This is a genomic window from Waterburya sp. (genome assembly GCF_058530065.1).
Genome location: NZ_JBZNBU010000238.1, coordinates 16,859 through 33,486, shown reverse-complemented (window position 1 = coordinate 33,486; position 16,628 = coordinate 16,859). Strand labels below are relative to the sequence as shown.

At 41.6% G+C, this 16,628-nt stretch carries 11 protein-coding genes; 6 read left to right on the top strand and 5 right to left on the bottom strand.

Annotation, left to right across the window (positions count from 1 at the left end; all coding sequences use genetic code 11):
- The 3 genes from AC33VI_RS14365 to AC33VI_RS14355 form a co-directional block, all read left to right on the top strand.
- Nucleotides 1–1,741 (top strand): choice-of-anchor Q domain-containing protein (locus tag AC33VI_RS14365; RefSeq protein ID WP_491782948.1); only part of this gene is annotated, 1,741 nt, incomplete at its 5' end.
- Nucleotides 1,742–1,841: 100 nt separating this feature from the next.
- Nucleotides 1,842–2,396 carry a THUMP domain-containing protein gene (locus tag AC33VI_RS14360; RefSeq protein ID WP_491782947.1) on the top strand — a complete coding sequence of 185 codons (555 nt, stop codon included), beginning with the start codon at nt 1,842–1,844 and terminating at the stop codon, nt 2,394–2,396.
- 163 nt (nt 2,397–2,559) lie between these two features.
- Nucleotides 2,560–7,164 (top strand): PAS domain S-box protein, encoded by a 4,605-nt coding sequence (locus AC33VI_RS14355; RefSeq protein WP_491782946.1) that lies wholly within the window; start codon nt 2,560–2,562, stop codon nt 7,162–7,164.
- A gap of 306 nt (nt 7,165–7,470) precedes the next feature.
- Here AC33VI_RS14355 and AC33VI_RS14350 read toward each other — a convergent pair whose 3' ends face one another.
- From AC33VI_RS14350 to AC33VI_RS14330, 5 genes are all read right to left on the bottom strand, one after another.
- Complete coding sequence (locus AC33VI_RS14350) at nt 7,471–7,812, bottom strand: hypothetical protein (RefSeq protein ID WP_491782945.1); 342 nt, start codon at nt 7,810–7,812, stop codon at nt 7,471–7,473.
- A 91-nt stretch (nt 7,813–7,903) separates the two neighbouring features.
- On the bottom strand, nt 7,904–10,138 hold the full coding sequence (locus AC33VI_RS14345; RefSeq protein ID WP_491782944.1) for an amino acid permease: 2,235 nt from the start codon (nt 10,136–10,138) through the stop codon (nt 7,904–7,906).
- Between the two features lie 326 nt (nt 10,139–10,464).
- Nucleotides 10,465–11,343: a phosphatidate cytidylyltransferase gene (locus AC33VI_RS14340; protein ID WP_491782943.1), complete on the bottom strand. Its 879-nt coding sequence runs from the start codon at nt 11,341–11,343 to the stop codon at nt 10,465–10,467.
- 138 nt (nt 11,344–11,481) lie between these two features.
- A complete protein-coding gene (gene cbiT, locus AC33VI_RS14335; protein ID WP_491782942.1) occupies nt 11,482–12,081 on the bottom strand; it encodes a precorrin-6Y C5,15-methyltransferase subunit CbiT in 600 nt (199 codons plus the stop codon).
- A 7-nt stretch (nt 12,082–12,088) separates the two neighbouring features.
- Nucleotides 12,089–13,540 (bottom strand): aminotransferase class I/II-fold pyridoxal phosphate-dependent enzyme, encoded by a 1,452-nt coding sequence (locus tag AC33VI_RS14330; protein WP_491782941.1) that lies wholly within the window; start codon nt 13,538–13,540, stop codon nt 12,089–12,091.
- Nucleotides 13,541–13,687: 147 nt separating this feature from the next.
- Here AC33VI_RS14330 and AC33VI_RS14325 point away from each other — a divergent pair, with 147 nt between their 5' ends.
- From AC33VI_RS14325 to hemE, 3 genes are all read left to right on the top strand, one after another.
- Complete coding sequence (locus tag AC33VI_RS14325; protein ID WP_491782940.1) at nt 13,688–14,350, top strand: GNAT family N-acetyltransferase; 663 nt, start codon at nt 13,688–13,690, stop codon at nt 14,348–14,350.
- Nucleotides 14,351–14,611: 261 nt separating this feature from the next.
- Nucleotides 14,612–15,013, top strand: coding sequence for a response regulator (locus tag AC33VI_RS14320; RefSeq protein WP_491782939.1), 402 nt, complete (start codon nt 14,612–14,614; stop codon nt 15,011–15,013).
- Between the two features lie 119 nt (nt 15,014–15,132).
- A complete protein-coding gene (hemE, locus tag AC33VI_RS14315; RefSeq protein WP_491782938.1) occupies nt 15,133–16,194 on the top strand; it encodes a uroporphyrinogen decarboxylase in 1,062 nt (353 codons plus the stop codon).
- Nucleotides 16,195–16,628: the final 434 nt, after the last annotated feature.

The window sequence follows — 16,628 nt, the reverse complement described above, 5'->3', positions numbered from 1 at the left end:
TTTAGATGGATTATTGATTGAAAATGGCAATGTCAACAACAGAGATACAGACAATACTGGTGGTGGTATTTTTAACCGAGAAAATCTAACTGTTGTTCGCAGCACTATTTCTTATAACAGTGCGGAATTAGGAGGCGGTATTGCCAATCAAGGCAATCTCACTTTACAAAGCAGCTATGTAGATCATAACTATGCTTTTGAAGCTGGCGGAATCTATACCATCGCAGGTAATAACCAGATTATTGATAGCAGTATCAACAATAATAATTCCAACTTTACTACTGGGGGAATTTTTGTCGAAAATGCCACCATCGACATCGATCGCAGCCTCATCGACGGCAACTCTACGGGAGCTTTTGGCGGTGGTATCAACATTAATAACTCCGTTGCCAATATTAACCACACTACTATCAGCAACAACTCTGCTGGGGGCAATGCTGGGGGTATTTCTTCTGGTTCTTCCAACACTACCATCAACAACAGTACCATTTCTGGTAACACCGCAGCTTCTAATGGTGGCATTGTGGCAGGTAACAGTCGCCAACGGGAAGCTGAAGTCATCATTAACAACAGTACGATTACAGGCAATGCTGCTACTGTCAGTCAAGGCGGAGGAGTCAAAAACTATGTCGAGTCAACCATGACTATCAATAACAGCACCATTACGGGGAATTTTGCTGCGGGAGGTGCTGCGGGAGTTTATCAACAAGAATCATTTATTGCCCCCGACGACTTACCCGAAGACGTGATTATCTCTGGCACTCTCAATCTAACTAGTACTATTGTTGCAGGAAACGAAGGCGATCGCGATCTGGGAGGAGATAGTTTTAATAGCGGTGGCAACAACCTCATTGGCAATGGAGATAGTTTCACAGATTTCTTTAATTCATCTCAAGGAGATCTGGTAGGTACTGCCGATAATCCTCTCGATCCTCAATTAGGAGAATTACAAGAAAATGGCGGTTTTACTCAAACTATCGCTCTTTTAGAAGGTTCGCCTGCTATTGATGCGGGTAGCAATCCCAATAACTTGGCAACAGATCAAAGGGGAGAAGGATTTGCCCGCACTGTGGGCAACAGCACTGACATCGGTGCTTATGAAGTCCAAACTCCCAGTAGCAGTGAAGATATTATCGGTACGGATCGTAGTGATTTCCTTTTAGGAACTGAATCTGGCGATCGCATCTTTGGTTTAGATGGTGCAGATTACATCGATGGTTTGACAGGTGACGATTTCCTTAATGGTGGTAACGGCAATGATTATTTGTTAGGAAGAAATGGCGCGGATACTATCGAAGGCGATGCTGGTAACGATCTAATTGAAGGTGGAGACGGTGGCGACACTATTGATGATGGTGCGGGGAATGATGTCTTGTTTGGCGGTAGGGGTGACGATATTTTCCTCGCTTCTAATTCTGGTTATGACCTATTTACAGGAGGTCAGGGTGCCGATCTTTATGTTTACGATCTTAATTCTGAGGTTAATTTAGATCGCGACAGTATTTTAGATTTCAGCCCAGAAGATAAAATCGTTTTCCCTTCTTTAGATGAATTTGCCCATCTCGATACCAACGGTTCGGGTATTTTAGATTCTGGAGATGACAGAATTCAAATTATTGGTGCTTCAACTACCTTCGACTTTTCCGACCTATTCGGACGTTCCCCCAATAGCGACACCATTACCCTAGTGGGCGCAAACAACTTAGATGCGAGCAATTTTCTCTTTAACGAAATCGATTAACTTTTGCATATCTGTTTTGTAACCAACCAACCAACAACCGTACGGTCGTTTTATGAAACGACCCTACCAACTAACAACCAATTTAACAGAGGATAAAACCATGCTTGACTGGAATGTATTAGTAAAAGTCAGAGAACATAGCTTTAGTCCTGCATATTTATTATTAGAAAAGCTGGGCAAAGTCTACCAAAGTGATTTTGAGAATCTTCTACTAGTCAAAGTCGAAAGCATTCCCCAGTTTCTGGCAAAATGCGATCGCCAATTTAAACAAGATGCCAATTTACTCAATCTATTCGAGCGAATCGTTCCCGTAACGAAAACCTTTGATTTTCAATGGCAGGAAGAATTTGAAGCCAAGGCAAAAAAAATTGTCTTAGACTGGCTGCCAATGTTAGCAGGAAAAAAATTCTACGTTAGGATGCACCGCATTGGCTTTAAAGATCGCATCGATCGCCATGAGGAGGAAACTTTTCTCGATTTGGTCATTTTGCAAGAATTAGAAAAGCTGGGCAAACCAGGACAAATTGACAGTACAAACCCCGATGTTATTGTGGCAGTGGAAACCGTAACCGAACGGGCGGGATTGGCTTGCTGGACTAGTCAGAATTTACAAGATTATCGCTGGCTAAGGTCAGAATTGCTAATTAATCATTAAATATTGCCAGCAACCCAGGAATATCAAGCTCAATTTAGTTTTAAACCCAACATTTTGTCATGTTGCACTGATTTGTTAACCTAAAATTACAAAAAAATTAAGTTATTGCACTTAGAATGATCCCAGGAAGTATTTCTATTCTACAGATCGCCATCAAACTATAGTGCAGTCAAATCACTTTTTTGCTTTAGAACAAATAATCGATCGCCAGCCGCTAACGGTTACTCCCGATACTTCTCTATCGGCAACGATCGGTCTGATGCAGCAAAGGGGTAATAGCTGTAGGGTCAACATTTCTGAAGATCTGGCTGCTAGCAATAGTAGTTGCGTGCTGATCGCCCGTGACAATCGTCTGTTGGGCATCTTTACCGAGCGAGATTTGGTTAGGTTAATCGCTACGGAAATCGACTTGACAGGCATAGCAATTGAAAAGGTAATGAGTCGAGAGACAATCTTTTTAACCTACACTGGTACGGAAGATATTTTTGCTGCCTTAAATCTACTGCGATCGCATTCCATTCGTCACCTACCCATAGTTGACCCCGAGCGCAATTTGTTGGGTCTAATTACCGCCAAAAATTTACGTCGTAAACTTCAGCCAGTCAATATGATGAAGTGGCGTAAAGTTGACGAAATAATGAAGACAGGAGTAATTTATGCCACTCCCGAAGATTCGATTCGGCACGTAGCCCGATTAATGGCAGAACACAAAGTAAGCTGCGTGGCAATCTGCCAAACCTTTCCCGAGACAGATTCAGTATCTCCTTTAGGAATTATTACCGAACGAGATATCGTCCAGTTTCAGAATCTCAATTTAGACTTAAGACAATCGGCGCGGGATGTGATGAGCACGCCGTTATTTCTGGTTAGTCCCGATGATAGTCTTTGGTCGGTACACCAGCAAATGCAGCAGCATCGGGTAAGACGTTTATTGGTCGGCGATACTCAGGGGCAACTAGTAGGAATTGTGACCCAAACTAGTTTGTTACAAGTATTTGACCCTGGCGAAATGTATGGGGTAATTGAATCTCTACAACAGCAAGTATGCCAGTTAGAATTAGCTCAAACTCAACTTTTAGAAAATCGTCAGGTAGAGCTAAAAATCGAGATTGCAGAACGCACTGCTGCCTTGAGAACTGCCAATCGACAAGGGAAAGCGATCGCTGAATTCGGTCAGTATGCTTTGAAAATTGCCAATCTACCGTTGATTCTACAAAGAGCGGTTTATTTAGTTTCTGATACCCTAGAGGTTGAATACTGTAAGGTGCTGAAACTATTGCCCGACGATACTCTACTACTGGAGGCAGGAGTGGGCTGGCATGAAGGTTTGGTAGGAACTGCCAAAATAGGAATTGAACTGAGTTCCCAGGCGGGCTATACCCTACAACAGTCTCAGCCCGTGGTAGTCGAGGATCTGCGTACCGAAACTCGCTTTAATGGCTCTTCTCTCCTCATTGACCATCAGGTAATTAGTGGAATAAGTGTGGTTATTGTCGATGGTGGCAAACCCTATGGAGTTTTGGGGACTCACACTACCAAGCAGCGTAACTTTACGACCGATGATGTAAATTTTTTAAGTGCGATCGCCAATATTATCGCTCAAGCAAACGAACGCTTACAGATAGAAAATAAGCTTAGAGAAAGTCAAGAACGTTACAATTTAGCGGTTAGCGGTTCTAGCGATGGTTTGTGGGACTGGAATACTTTAACTGACGAAGTGTTTTACGCGCCTCGGTTTAAGGAAATGATTGGCTACACCGATGCAGAAATGCCCAATCTGTTTGAAGCATGGTCGTCGAAACTGCATCCAGAAGATCGCCAAAGAGTTTTAACCGCCGTGCAAAATCATCTTAAAGATCGCGTTCCCTATAACGTTGAATATCGTCTACAAACCAAACAAGGCGAATATTGCTGGTTTAATGCCAGAGGACAGGCAATCTGGAACAAAGCAGGGAAAGCGGTACGGATGGCGGGTTCGATTACCAATATTAGCGATCGCAAACAAGCGGAAGTAGCTTTACGTGAAAGCGAACAAAGATTTCGCAATATGGCAGATAATGCTCCGATGATGGTGTGGGTGACAGATGAAAATGCCTGTTGTACCTTTGTGAGTCAAAGCTGGTGTGAGTTTACAGGTCAAACAAAAGAAACAGCATTGGGGGTGGGTTGGCTAACGGCGGTACATCCCGACGACCTCGACCGAGCTAAAGCAATATTCTTGCGCGCTAATGAAAGTCAGTCAGCATTTGAGATCGATTACCGAGTGCGTCGTCATGATGGTGAGTATCGTTGGGCAATCGATGCTGCTCAACCCTGGATTGGTAGTGACGGTCAATTTAAAGGTTATATTGGCTCGGTAATTGATATCAGCGATCGCAAACGACGGGAAAAAATTCTGAAGGATATTGCTTCGGGAATGACAGTCGAAGTAGGAGCAAACTTCCTTACATCCTTAGTTGAATATCTTTGTAAAGCACTCCAAGTAGATTCTGCTTATATTAGCGAACTCGCTGACTCTGAAGCAGGAATTATTAAAACTTTGGCAGTATACGAACGAGGAAAGATCGGCGACAATTTTGAATATCGGTTAGCTGGCGCACCCTGCGAAAATGTAGTGGTTGGCAACAAACTTTGTGTCTATCCAGAAAAAATTCAGCAGCTATTTCCGCAAGATCTTTATCTACAAGAAGTAAAAGCAGAAAGCTACGCAGGAATCCCGATTTCTAACTCTGATGGAACGGCTTTTGGTTTAATTACGATTCTCGATAGCAAACCGTTTCAAGATGTTCCTCTGATCGAAGAAGTACTGAAGATTTTTGCTACTCGCGTCACTAGCGAACTAGAACGCCAGCAGGCAGAATTGAAGCTCAAACAAAGCGAACAGAAGTTTCGGGCAATTTTTGACCAGACTTTTCAATTTATCGGTCTATTAGAGCCAGATGGCAAACTTATTGAAGCTAACAAAACTTCTTTAGATTTTATCGGTTTGAATCTTGGTGACGTAGCAGGTAAATTCTTTTGGGAAACTCCCTGGTGGTCGTCATCCAAAAACACTCAAAATCTGCTAAAAAAGGGAATCAAGCAAGCTGCCCAAGGAGAATTCATTAGGTTTGAAGTAGACCACCCTGGAACAGATAATCGTCTGGTAACGGTAGATTTTTCTCTTTCTCCTATTAAAGACAAATCTGGAAAAGTAATCATGCTAATTCCTGAAGGGAGAAATATCACCGATCTCAAACAAGCAGAAGCGAAAAACCGCGAACAAGCAGCATTACTCGATGTGGCTACCGATGCGATTATGGTTCGAGGCTTAGATAACCAACTATTGTTTTGGAACAAAGGGGCAGAGAAGCTATATGGTTGGTCGCAACAAGAAACTTTAAACCAAGATGCCACCAAACTTTTATATCGTAACTCTCTCAGTCGGTTGAGAGAAATACAGCAAGCTGTGAGAAATAATGGAGAATGGCAGGGGGAACTACAGCAAGTTACTAAAACAGGTAGGGAAATCATGGTTGAAAGTCGCTGGACGTTGGTTAAAGACGAGTCAGGCGAACCTAAATCCTATTTAGTAGTTAATACCGACATCACGGAGCAAAAACAGCTAGAAGCGCAGTTTCTCCGCACCCAACGGTTAGAAAGCTTGGGAACTCTGGCAGGAGGAATTGCCCACGATCTCAATAACATTCTCACTCCCATCTTGGGCTTTGCTAAACTACTACCCCTCAAATTACTCGATGCAGACGAACAGACCAAAAGTGTTTTCAAAATCATGGAGAACAATGCCGAGAGAGGAACGGCATTAGTCAAGCAGATTCTTACCTTTTCGCGGGGTTTAGAAGGAGAAAAAGGCATCGTCCAAATTCGCCATTTAATTAACGAAATTGGGCAAATAATCAAAGAAACCTTTCCCAAGGCGATCGAATTAAACATTGATGCCCCTAAAACCTTGTGGACGGTTAATGGCGATGTGAATCAACTCCATCAAGTCTTAATGAATCTTTGCGTCAATGCCCGCGATGCCATGCCCAATGGTGGTAAGTTATCCCTTCAGGCTGAGAACTTTATGATCAATTCTGAATATGCCCGCCTCCATCTCGATGCGGAATTGGGTGCTTATGTCAAAATCACCGTTACCGATACGGGAGTAGGTATTCCCCCAGAAATCATCGATCGCATTTTTGAACCGTTTTTTACCACTAAAGAAATCGGACAAGGTACGGGATTGGGCTTGTCTACTGCGATCGGTATTATTAAAAGTCATGGCGGCTTTGTTGAGGCGATCAGCGATAGAAGAAGCGATCGAGGAACTAAATTTCAAGTATTTTTACCTGCCAGTGATGTCGCAGATTCCCCAACAACAGCGGATGAAGCAATTCCCCAAGGAAATGGAGAATTAATTCTCGTAGTAGATGATGAAAGCTCGATCCTCGAAGTAACCAAAGCCACCTTGGAAACCCATAATTATCGCGTAATCACCGCTAATAATGGTATTGAGGCAGTTGCTACCTATGCCAACGACAAAGAAGGAATTGACTTAATCGTCATGGACATTATGATGCCTGGAATGGATGGCAAAACTGCAATCCGTACCCTCAAGCAAATCGACCCAGATGCCCAAATTATTGTCGTTAGTGGATCGATCGCCAGCCAAGAAATTATTAAAGAATTGGGTGGAGACATTACAAACTTTTTATCTAAGCCATACAATAACGACGATCTGCTGAAAACAGTCTATGAAATTTTACAGCCGTTTTCAGTTGAATAGCTCTCTGGGGAAATTTACTAGTTCGTAGTTTTTAGTTTTTAGTTCTTAGTTTTTGGTTCTTAGTTTTCAGAGGGCAGTAATGCCCGTAGTTTACCGCAACTAATGCTCGTGTCTGAAGACTTTTATTCCACGACCGCCCGAAGGGTTTTAATCGCCGTTTGTAATAAAAATAAGCTTTAACTAATAACTAGTACGGACGTTTCATGAAACGTCCCTAACTAATAACTAATAACTAGATCGATAGCCAGTAGCTTAACCCGAACTGAGGTTACAAATAATTCTGCCTAGATACTTATAGATTCAAACTCAATGTTCGATGATGTCTATATGTAATTTATATGGGGAATTTTCCCAGTCAAAGTCAGAATAAAACTTACCTCGATTCACTTGTTCGAGGGATTCGGGATCGATTTGCAACAGATCGTCACGCAAATATTTTTCTGGATGGGTAAATATTTTGATTTCCCGTTCCAAGTTTTCTCTACCATCTTGGAAAAACCTTTCGGATTGAGTAGGAGTAAATAATCCGTTGAGAGAATCCAAATCTGGGCTGCTTTCAGCTTTGACTGCCATGACTGCTAGCAAGCCAATAATTAAAGCTACTAACAAAGTTTCGAGCGAATCGTAGATAAGGGCTCTTTTTTTCATTTTGCCCTCCTTCCAATATTGGACGGCTTCCCTACCTTTATTATAAGAAATTTTTTGAAGTCAGGAGTTAGGAGTATTAAGCAATAACCAATCAAGCAATCGCACTTTCGTTACCAGAATCGCGAAAAAATAGACAGGAAGAACCAGTTATCTCGATCGTTTGGCGAATAAACTCAAAATCTGGTTCTAAGGTAAGTCCCATAAAGTCCATATCCGATTGGGGTGCCTGGGTCAAACAATCTACAAATTTTCCGACTAACACGAAGGTTTTGGCACTATGGGGTACGCGGGCGAGATCCCGTAGTTCCTCGATGTATTGTTGGGCTGCTTTCACCTCTTCAGTATTTGGTACGACAGTAATTAGATTTAAAGAACCTCGCCAACTACGATGGAGTCGCAATGCCATTAACATTGTCAGATTGAGATTACCCTGTTTAATTTTGCTAGAAAAAGGCATATCTCCCGATTGTGGTGTTAGCCAGACATTGATTACCTCTACCCTACCCATCCCCGCTAAAGGATGCAGACCAAATAACATGATGCCCATTTCTAGTCGTTGAGCTTCGAGTAGCAAAGGCTGAATTTGCACCCAATCTGTAGCCTCTTCGGGAACTTTGAGAAACAAGATATTGGGGCGGAAAAAAGTACTCTGAGAAGACTGTAAAACCGTAGCAATTCCTGCGATCGCATTAGCAGTCTTAAGGATCGAATAGGTGGTAAAGATCCCCTTACGGCGAAATGCTGCTGCTAGTTTTCTTAATCTATGGGAAAAGTCATCAATATTGTTATCTTCAGCTAACCCTAATAACTGGATCGAACCCTCTGGCTGGCAGAGATCGAACAACAGGCGAAATTCTCCTAATAACTGCGACCAATTCTCTAAAGGTACTAGTAAAGTCGGTCGCCAAGCCCGAAAATTATTACGATCGATCTCACTGGTTTTTTTAGCTGCCCAAAGTGCGATCGCCTCAAAGATTCCACTTCTGACATCTCCCGTAATTCTAGAACTGTCTGGTTTTTTGGCTAACTGAAAATAGATAAATAAGACGACGATGGTAGCAATAAAGCTAAAGCGGGCATCAATTACCAACATGGCAAACAGACAACTAACAAAGCCATAGAGGGGAATAAGCGTGGAAACTTTAAAAGTAGGACGGAAATTCATTAAGCCCAACCGCGACTCTAACAACACGACTAGATTTAAAGCAGCATAGGTAATCAGAAAAAACATGGTAATCAAGGGTGCGATCGCATTCAGATCCCGCAACATTAACGCTCCTACTACAAACAAACTACTTAAGAAAATACCTCGACGGGGTTCGCCATTACGAGATAACTTAGCAATCCATTTACCCTGGGGAATTACCCCATCCCGCGCTAGGGCTACCAAAATGCGGGGCGCGCCGACTAGAGAAGACAGAGCCGCCGAGAAAGTAGCTGCCAATAAACCCAATAACACCGCAGGTTGCCACCAAGCTTTATCGATCGCAATAGTGTAGTTATTGACCAATTCTTCGGGGGAAGCTACTTTAGCCACCCAATAACACAAAGCCAAATAAATCACGCTGCTAACTCCAATCGCAGCCAGCGTACCTCTGGGAATATTAATCCGACTATTTTGCAATTCCCCAGACATATTGACTCCCGACATAATCCCCGTTACCGCAGGAAAAAACACCGCAAATACACCCCAAAAAGAAATGCCTGCAAATTCTGTTTCCAACGAACCAGGAAAATCCCCAAACACTACCAAATCTTGCTGTGACTGCCAAAATGCAGGACTGACAAAAATCGAAATTAAAGAAATAGTGATCGCCAACATGACTAAATATTGAATGCGAAATGCCCAACTCGCACCAATTGAAGCAATGGCAAACACCAAAAAAAATACCAGAAAGTCTACCAATAAAGGAGAATGCTGGGGAAAAATATTCAACCAACCCTCACGGAAGCCAAAAACATACATCGCTACTGCAAAAGCCTGACAAAGAAACAAAGGAATCCCAATGGCAGCACCAACTTCCAAACCCAACGCCTTGGCAATCATGGCATAAGGTCCTCCTGCTGACAAACGGGTATTACTAGCAATAGACGCGAGAGATAAACCCGTAGCTAGGGTAATACTCACCGCAGCCAAAATCACTAAAATCCCTCCCAAAAAACCCGCATTCCCCACAACCCAACCTACGCGCAGATACATAATCGCGCCCAAGATAGTCAACAGGGTCGGTTTAAAGACCCCTTCAAAAGTGCCGTAAAGTTTAGGTTGGTTACGGTTAGCTTGTTTTGAAACCTTAGTTTGCCTGAAACGATTCCAGATTTTCATTTAGTTTGCATTTGAACTTGAACCGATAAACTATCGATCGCCGAATCGGTCTGATAAATTCCTCAAAGCTCAGAAATCAATTTTCAAATAATCAGACAATCTCTTAAAATGCTACAGCTACAGGTGCAAGACGAAAAAGCGATCGCATTAATAATAATAGTTTTAAACTTACTGCGCTTTTCACATGGGTAGACCACATAATTAAACTTTAAAAACTAAGAACTAAAAACTAAAAACTACGAACTAGTAAATTTTCCCAGAGAGCTATTCAACTGAAAACGGCTGTAAGACACTCGAATCTATCAAGAGTTTTTTCTCAAAAGCTTCTAGGAAGCAGATAATAGAGGCAATAAAAGAGTAAAGAAATAATAAACTAGAGGTGCTGTAAAAACATAACTGTCAGTACGATCGAGAATGCCTCCATGTCCTGGGATCAGCTGTCCAGAATCTTTCACTCCTGCATCTCGTTTCATCATCGACTCGGTGAGATCTCCTAGCAAACTAGTAATGCCAATTAAAGTCCCCAACATTACACCGCTAATTTGCCAAGCGGGTAAATGAAAATACCACGCTCCCAATTCTGCTACGAGAGAACTGCCCAATACTCCGAAAACTGCTCCTTCGACAGTTTTTTTGGGGCTAATATCCGAAAGCCGAGTGCGACCGAAACTTTTGCCCATCGTATACGCACCGATATCTGCTGCCCAAATACAAGCCATTACCAGAAAAGTTAAGGTAAGAGCTGGGGGAAACTGACTGGGATCGAGCCAAGATTCTGGCCAATAGCCGTTGAAAGGTAAGTTACTAGCGTTATTCGCATTGGGCAAACTGACTCGCAAACGCACCCAGAATGTGGGTAAATAACCAGCGTAAAATAAGCCTAAAATGGAGCTAGAAATATCAGCGATGGTAGCCATCTTGGGTTGAAATAACAAGTAAAAACAAATAATTGTTCCCCCAAGACAAAACATAGCATCAGTTATATTGGGAGCTAAAGTAGAGCCGATTAACAATAGTTGAGAGACAATTAGAGTGGTTTTGGCTGCGGGTTCGATTCCTTTGGCGCGGACTAAACGAAAATACTCCAATTGGGCTAAAAAAATTAGCAGACCAATACCAAAAGTAAAATACCATCCTCCAAGAATAATCATTCCCAGGGCTAAGGCGATCGCGATTACGGCACTAACTATACGAGACAAAGGCATAATGCGTTACTGTTACAAACGCTAATTTAAAGTAAAAACTGAGTTAAGGAAAACCTGATGAAAGGTTAACAAATTAATGGCTTAAGTCCTAATCATATAGTTACAAGCAGCAACCATAGATTAAGATTTTACAAACCCTCATAGTTTTTCGCCACTTAAAATAAACATGGGATTTACCGCAGCAAAAGTTTGATGAATTCCCCTAGTTTCTAACCGATTGACGGCAGACTGAACTACTTCAATATTACGAGCTTGGAGTTGTGACAAACCTTCAGAAATAATATATAAATTTTCTAAGCTATTGACTGTAGCTACAATACGTCCTTCTGGTTTGAGATATTCCCAAGTTTGTTTGAGGATATCTTTAATAGGTTTCCCTCCTTCAAGGCAAACTAAATCTGGTTGGGGTTTAATCTCAGTCAAACAATTGGGCGCGCTACCGCGAACAACTTCAACGTTATCTACTCCAAAGCGATCGCAATTACGTCTAATCAATCCCGCAACTTCTTCATCCCTTTCTATAGCCACAATTTTTCCTTCAGGACACAATAAACCCATCTCTACGGGAATAGTTCCCGTCCCCGCACCAATATCCCACAACACTGAATTTGGTTTCATCCGTAAGGACGAAATAATTAAAATGCGTACCTCTCTTTTACTCAGAGGAATACCTGGCAAGCGTTCAAACAATTTGTCGGGAATACCAGGAGTTTTATAAGACCACATAACATTTATCATTTATCATTTAACATTTATCATTTATCACTTGTATGGTTTTAAGGGTGGGATCTTTACACCCTGTAATAGTTCCCTTGGCTACTACAACTTGTTGCAAATATTCTAGGGCTTCTGAAGTAATAATTTCTCCTGGCATTAATAACGGTATTCCTGGGGGATAGGGACAGATTAATTCTCCACAAATACGGTTTAAGGCTTCAGCTATTTTTATGGTTTTGGTGGGGGCGAAGTAGGCTTTTCTGGGAGACAAGGGGACTGGAGGACTGGGGGACTGGGGGACAAGGGGACTGGGAGACAGGGGGACAGGGGGACTGGGGGACTGGGAGAGTTTTTGACAAGCGTGGATTAGCTCTTGGATGTCTTGGGGACTGTTGCCGAGGGAGATAATAAAGGTGAGGTGGTGGAGTAGGGGAAGTTCGCAAATAACTCCTAGTTGTTCGTTCAGGATTTCGTCGGCTTCAAATCCAGTGATACCTAATTGGGACAGGTCTATAGTAAGTCTGGTAATGTCGAAACTATTGCAGCCTGATTTTCTTTTGGGGTTGAGAATAGAGATATAGGGAATTGCTGCTATTTTTTCTCTAGCTTCTGTGGCAAGTTTGATGGTCTGGGCGATTAATTCTTTACCGAACTCTGACATTTGCTCTCTGGCTGCATCTAAAGAGGCTAATAGAAGATAGCTTGGACTAGTAGATTCAACGAGTTGCAAAGCTCGATTAATTCTTTGAGGATCGATACGATTTCCCTGAAGATGCAGCATTGAAGCTTGAGTCATGGCACTCAAAACTTTATGGGTAGATTGTACTGCCAGATCTGCCCCCACATTCATCGCCGACGGAGGAAGACTGGAATGAAAACCAAAGTGCGCCCCGTGTGCTTCATCTACTAGCAAGGGAATATTAGATTGATGGACGATCTCGACGATCGCCTTTAAATCGCTACAAACTCCCTGATAGGTGGGGTGTAACATCATTACCGCTTTGGTGTCGGGATGTGCTGTCAAAGCTTGTTTTACTGCTTCGGTCGTGACATTATAAGCCAATCCCGTTGCTGCATCGTATTCGGGATATACAAAGACTGGTATTGCCCCCGATAAAACCAATCCCGCGATCGCCGATTGATGGATATTTCTGGGTAAGACGATCTTATCTCCCTCGCCACATACTGCCAAAATACTGGCAACAATGCCACAAGTAGAACCATTGACCAAAAACCAAGTTTTTTCTGCGCCAAAAGTTTCAGCTGCTAATGCTTGTGCCGATTGAATCACTCCTTCTGGAGCAAATAAATTGTCTAGCTCTGGTAATTCTGGTAAATCTGCGGTAAAGACACTCTTACCCAATAATTCTTTAATTTTAGGATTGCATCCTTTCCCCTGCTTGTGTCCTGGGGCATAAAAAGCAGCATGAGGTTTTTGTGCTGATTTTAGTAAAGCACTTAATAAAGGAGTATCAGACATTAATAATAGTTATAGCAGTTTGACGCGATCGATTAACTCGTCTAAAGTTTTTATTTGATTTAATTCATTTACATATTCCTTAAACATCGATACTTTGCTGTAAAACAACCAACAACTAATAACCAATATCCCAAACGGAGGTTACTCATGAACGATCGCAACTCTGACTTTTTCATCAGAAAACAAACCATAGAAGATCTTAATTCTATTGCCCAACTCAAACGAGATTCGATTGCTCGACTAAACGCTAATGATTATTCTCCAGAACAAATTACCGCCCTTCAAGGTTTATATCGTCAGTATAGTCCTCAAGAGTTAACGGCGATCGATAACATGAGTAAAATCATCGATTTTTTCAATCCCGAACAAAATACAGATAATTTACAAAATATTGTTGCTTACCAAGGAGATAAAATAATCGGCTATGCTTCTATTAGTGACTTAGATTGGCTCAACAGCAGCCAAAGACTATACGAATTATTCGTCCACCCCGAATACACCCGTCAAGGAGTCGGCACAAAACTTTTACAGACTTTAGAAACCAATGCTCGCGATCGTAATTGTCGAGGGATTAATCTTTTGGCATCGATTACAGGAGAACCTTTTTATCAAGCCAATGGCTATCAATCTATAGAAAGAACCAGCTTTTTTAGTCATGGCGTTCGTATTCCCGTAATTTATATGGAAAAATGGCTGGTCGCTCCTCCAGAAATCGAAAAAATATCTTGGGATATTGTTCGACAAACTAGCAGGAATTTTGATTGGCTGGTGACAGAAACAGAAGCAACTATTCGGGATTGGTTTAAATAGCCAGTCAAGCAAACATATCAGATTGTAGCATTGCTGACAACTTAAAAGTTTGTGTTGTTTGTCCGTCGGTTTTTAGCTTGTAGTTGGCGATCCCTTGGACTATATAAATCCCAAATGTTTTGTTAAGAACAATATCTTTTTTTATAGTTTTTCCGTTCGTTGATAAACTTTTTGGTAGTCCGATCGAAGTTATTTGCAGAATAAGACTACACTTACGGTTGATGGAATTGTATTTACTTTTGGCATTGACCAAAAGCTATTATGAACCCCCGAATATTTGATGGCGTAGCTATTCCTACTATCTTAATAGTACAAGAACCAGCACTAAGAATAAATTCTTTTATTTCTCCTCTGTTTAATAAAGCTTATTGGTTAAAATATCATCCTGGAAAAACTCTTGATTGGATACAACAAAATCAACCAGATTTGATTATTTTAAAATTAGACAAAACTAAAGAAAACTGTTCCAATTTAATTACGTCGTTGAAATTAGATTGGCTGACTCGCAATATTCCTATTTTAGTTATTGGCAATAAATTCATACTGCAATCCACGGCAAATTTGGGTTATGATGCCTGTTTAAAAACTCCTTATTCCATCAAGGAATTGGAACGAGCAATATGTTCTTTGGTCTCTACTCCTGCCTGTCATAGTTTTGCTTGACTAGCACAATCGCGGTAGCTAACTTCACATAATTATACAATCTCTGAAGGCGATTGAACCCTTGTGCAATGGTAAGCTAGCACTTGCACTTAAAAAAAATATTAAAAGGAAATAATAAAATGAGCGAGGTTAAGGAAACTCCTTTATTGTTAAGAGCAGCCAAAGGTGAAGTTCTCGAACGCCCTCCTGTTTGGATGATGCGCCAAGCGGGTAGATATATGAAAGCATATCGCGACCTGAGAGAAAAATATCCTAGTTTTCGCGAACGTTCCGAAAATCCTGATGTAGCAATTGAAATTTCTTTGCAGCCTTGGAAAGCTTTTCAACCAGACGGCGTAATTATGTTTTCCGACATTGTTACCCCTCTTCCTGGCTTAGGCATTGAAATGGACATTGCCGAAGGAAAAGGACCGATTATTGCTTCTCCTATCCGCAGTCAGAAGCAAGTAGACGACTTACATCCCTTACAACCCGACGAATCCCTACCCTTTATTAAGCCTATTCTACAAACGTTGCGTTCTGAGGTAGGTAATAAATCCACTGTTTTGGGTTTTGTTGGCGCACCCTGGACTCTAGCAGCTTATGCCGTAGAAGGTAAAGGTTCTAAGACCTATTCCAACATCAAGGGAATGGCATTTTCCGATCCGACAATTTTACATCAGTTATTGAGCAAGCTAGCAGATGCGATCGCTACCTATGTCTGCCATCAAATTGATTGTGGGGCGCAAGCGGTACAAATGTTCGATTCTTGGGCTGGTCAACTATGTCCCCAAGACTATGAAAAATTTGCTTTACCCTATCAACAACAAGTATTCCGTAAGGTAAAAGAAACCCATCCCGACACTCCTTTGATTCTTCTGGTTAGCGGTAGTGCTGGTTTATTAGAACGTATGACTCCTTCTGGTGCGGATATCGTTAACGTAGACTGGACTGTAGACATGGCTGAAGCCAGACAGAGATTGGGTAAAGAGATGAAAGTCCAAGGTAATATTGACCCTGGAGTTCTATTTGGCTCTCATGAAGTAATTCGCGATCGCATTTTAGATACCATTCGTAAAGCAGGAAATCAAGGACACATCCTTAACCTAGGTCATGGGGTTTTAGTTGGTACTCCTGAAGATAATGTGCGTTATTTCTTTGAAACAGCTAAACAAGCAGACCAATTATTAGCTCATGTATAGAATTGCTTCGTAATTAACTCTAGGCTATAGACTATAAGCTCTCTTAAATTCGTTTTGAGGGAGCTATTTTTTGTGCAATATTTTATAGTCGTTCTAATTAATACCAATTCTCAAAAGTGTCTGGAGACATCAAGACATTTATCTCTTTTAACCAAAAAACCACAACCTTTGTTTTCCCTACACCCTATCCCCTAACCCCTATCCCCTAACCCCTATCCCCTGCCACAACCGAAGTCTCTCGTTGTATTCGAGAATTGGTATAATTTCCTTATGGTCTAGATTATCGTTTCGGGGGAATGAGGAATTAAAATAACCATATCATTAAGAAAAAAATAATTAATCTTGATAACAGGAGATTAATTTACGTCAACAAAACTGCAAAAAATAATGACATTTCGTTAAAAATGTGCGATACACGAAAGACACACATAACG

Bases quoted from the DNA above. Each gene is read 5' to 3' on its own strand.
- AC33VI_RS14320 (WP_491782939.1), top strand. From the start codon at position 14,612: ATGAACCCCCGAATATTTGATGGCGTAGCTATTCCTACTATCTTAATA.
- hemE (WP_491782938.1), top strand. From the start codon at position 15,133: ATGAGCGAGGTTAAGGAAACTCCTTTATTGTTAAGAGCAGCCAAAGGT.
- AC33VI_RS14360 (WP_491782947.1), top strand. From the start codon at position 1,842: ATGCTTGACTGGAATGTATTAGTAAAAGTCAGAGAACATAGCTTTAGT.
- AC33VI_RS14330 (WP_491782941.1), bottom strand. From the start codon at position 13,540: ATGTCTGATACTCCTTTATTAAGTGCTTTACTAAAATCAGCACAAAAA.
- AC33VI_RS14345 (WP_491782944.1), bottom strand. From the start codon at position 10,138: ATGAAAATCTGGAATCGTTTCAGGCAAACTAAGGTTTCAAAACAAGCT.
- AC33VI_RS14340 (WP_491782943.1), bottom strand. From the start codon at position 11,343: ATGCCTTTGTCTCGTATAGTTAGTGCCGTAATCGCGATCGCCTTAGCC.
- AC33VI_RS14350 (WP_491782945.1), bottom strand. From the start codon at position 7,812: ATGAAAAAAAGAGCCCTTATCTACGATTCGCTCGAAACTTTGTTAGTA.
- AC33VI_RS14325 (WP_491782940.1), top strand. From the start codon at position 13,688: ATGAACGATCGCAACTCTGACTTTTTCATCAGAAAACAAACCATAGAA.
- cbiT (WP_491782942.1), bottom strand. From the start codon at position 12,081: ATGATAAATGTTATGTGGTCTTATAAAACTCCTGGTATTCCCGACAAA.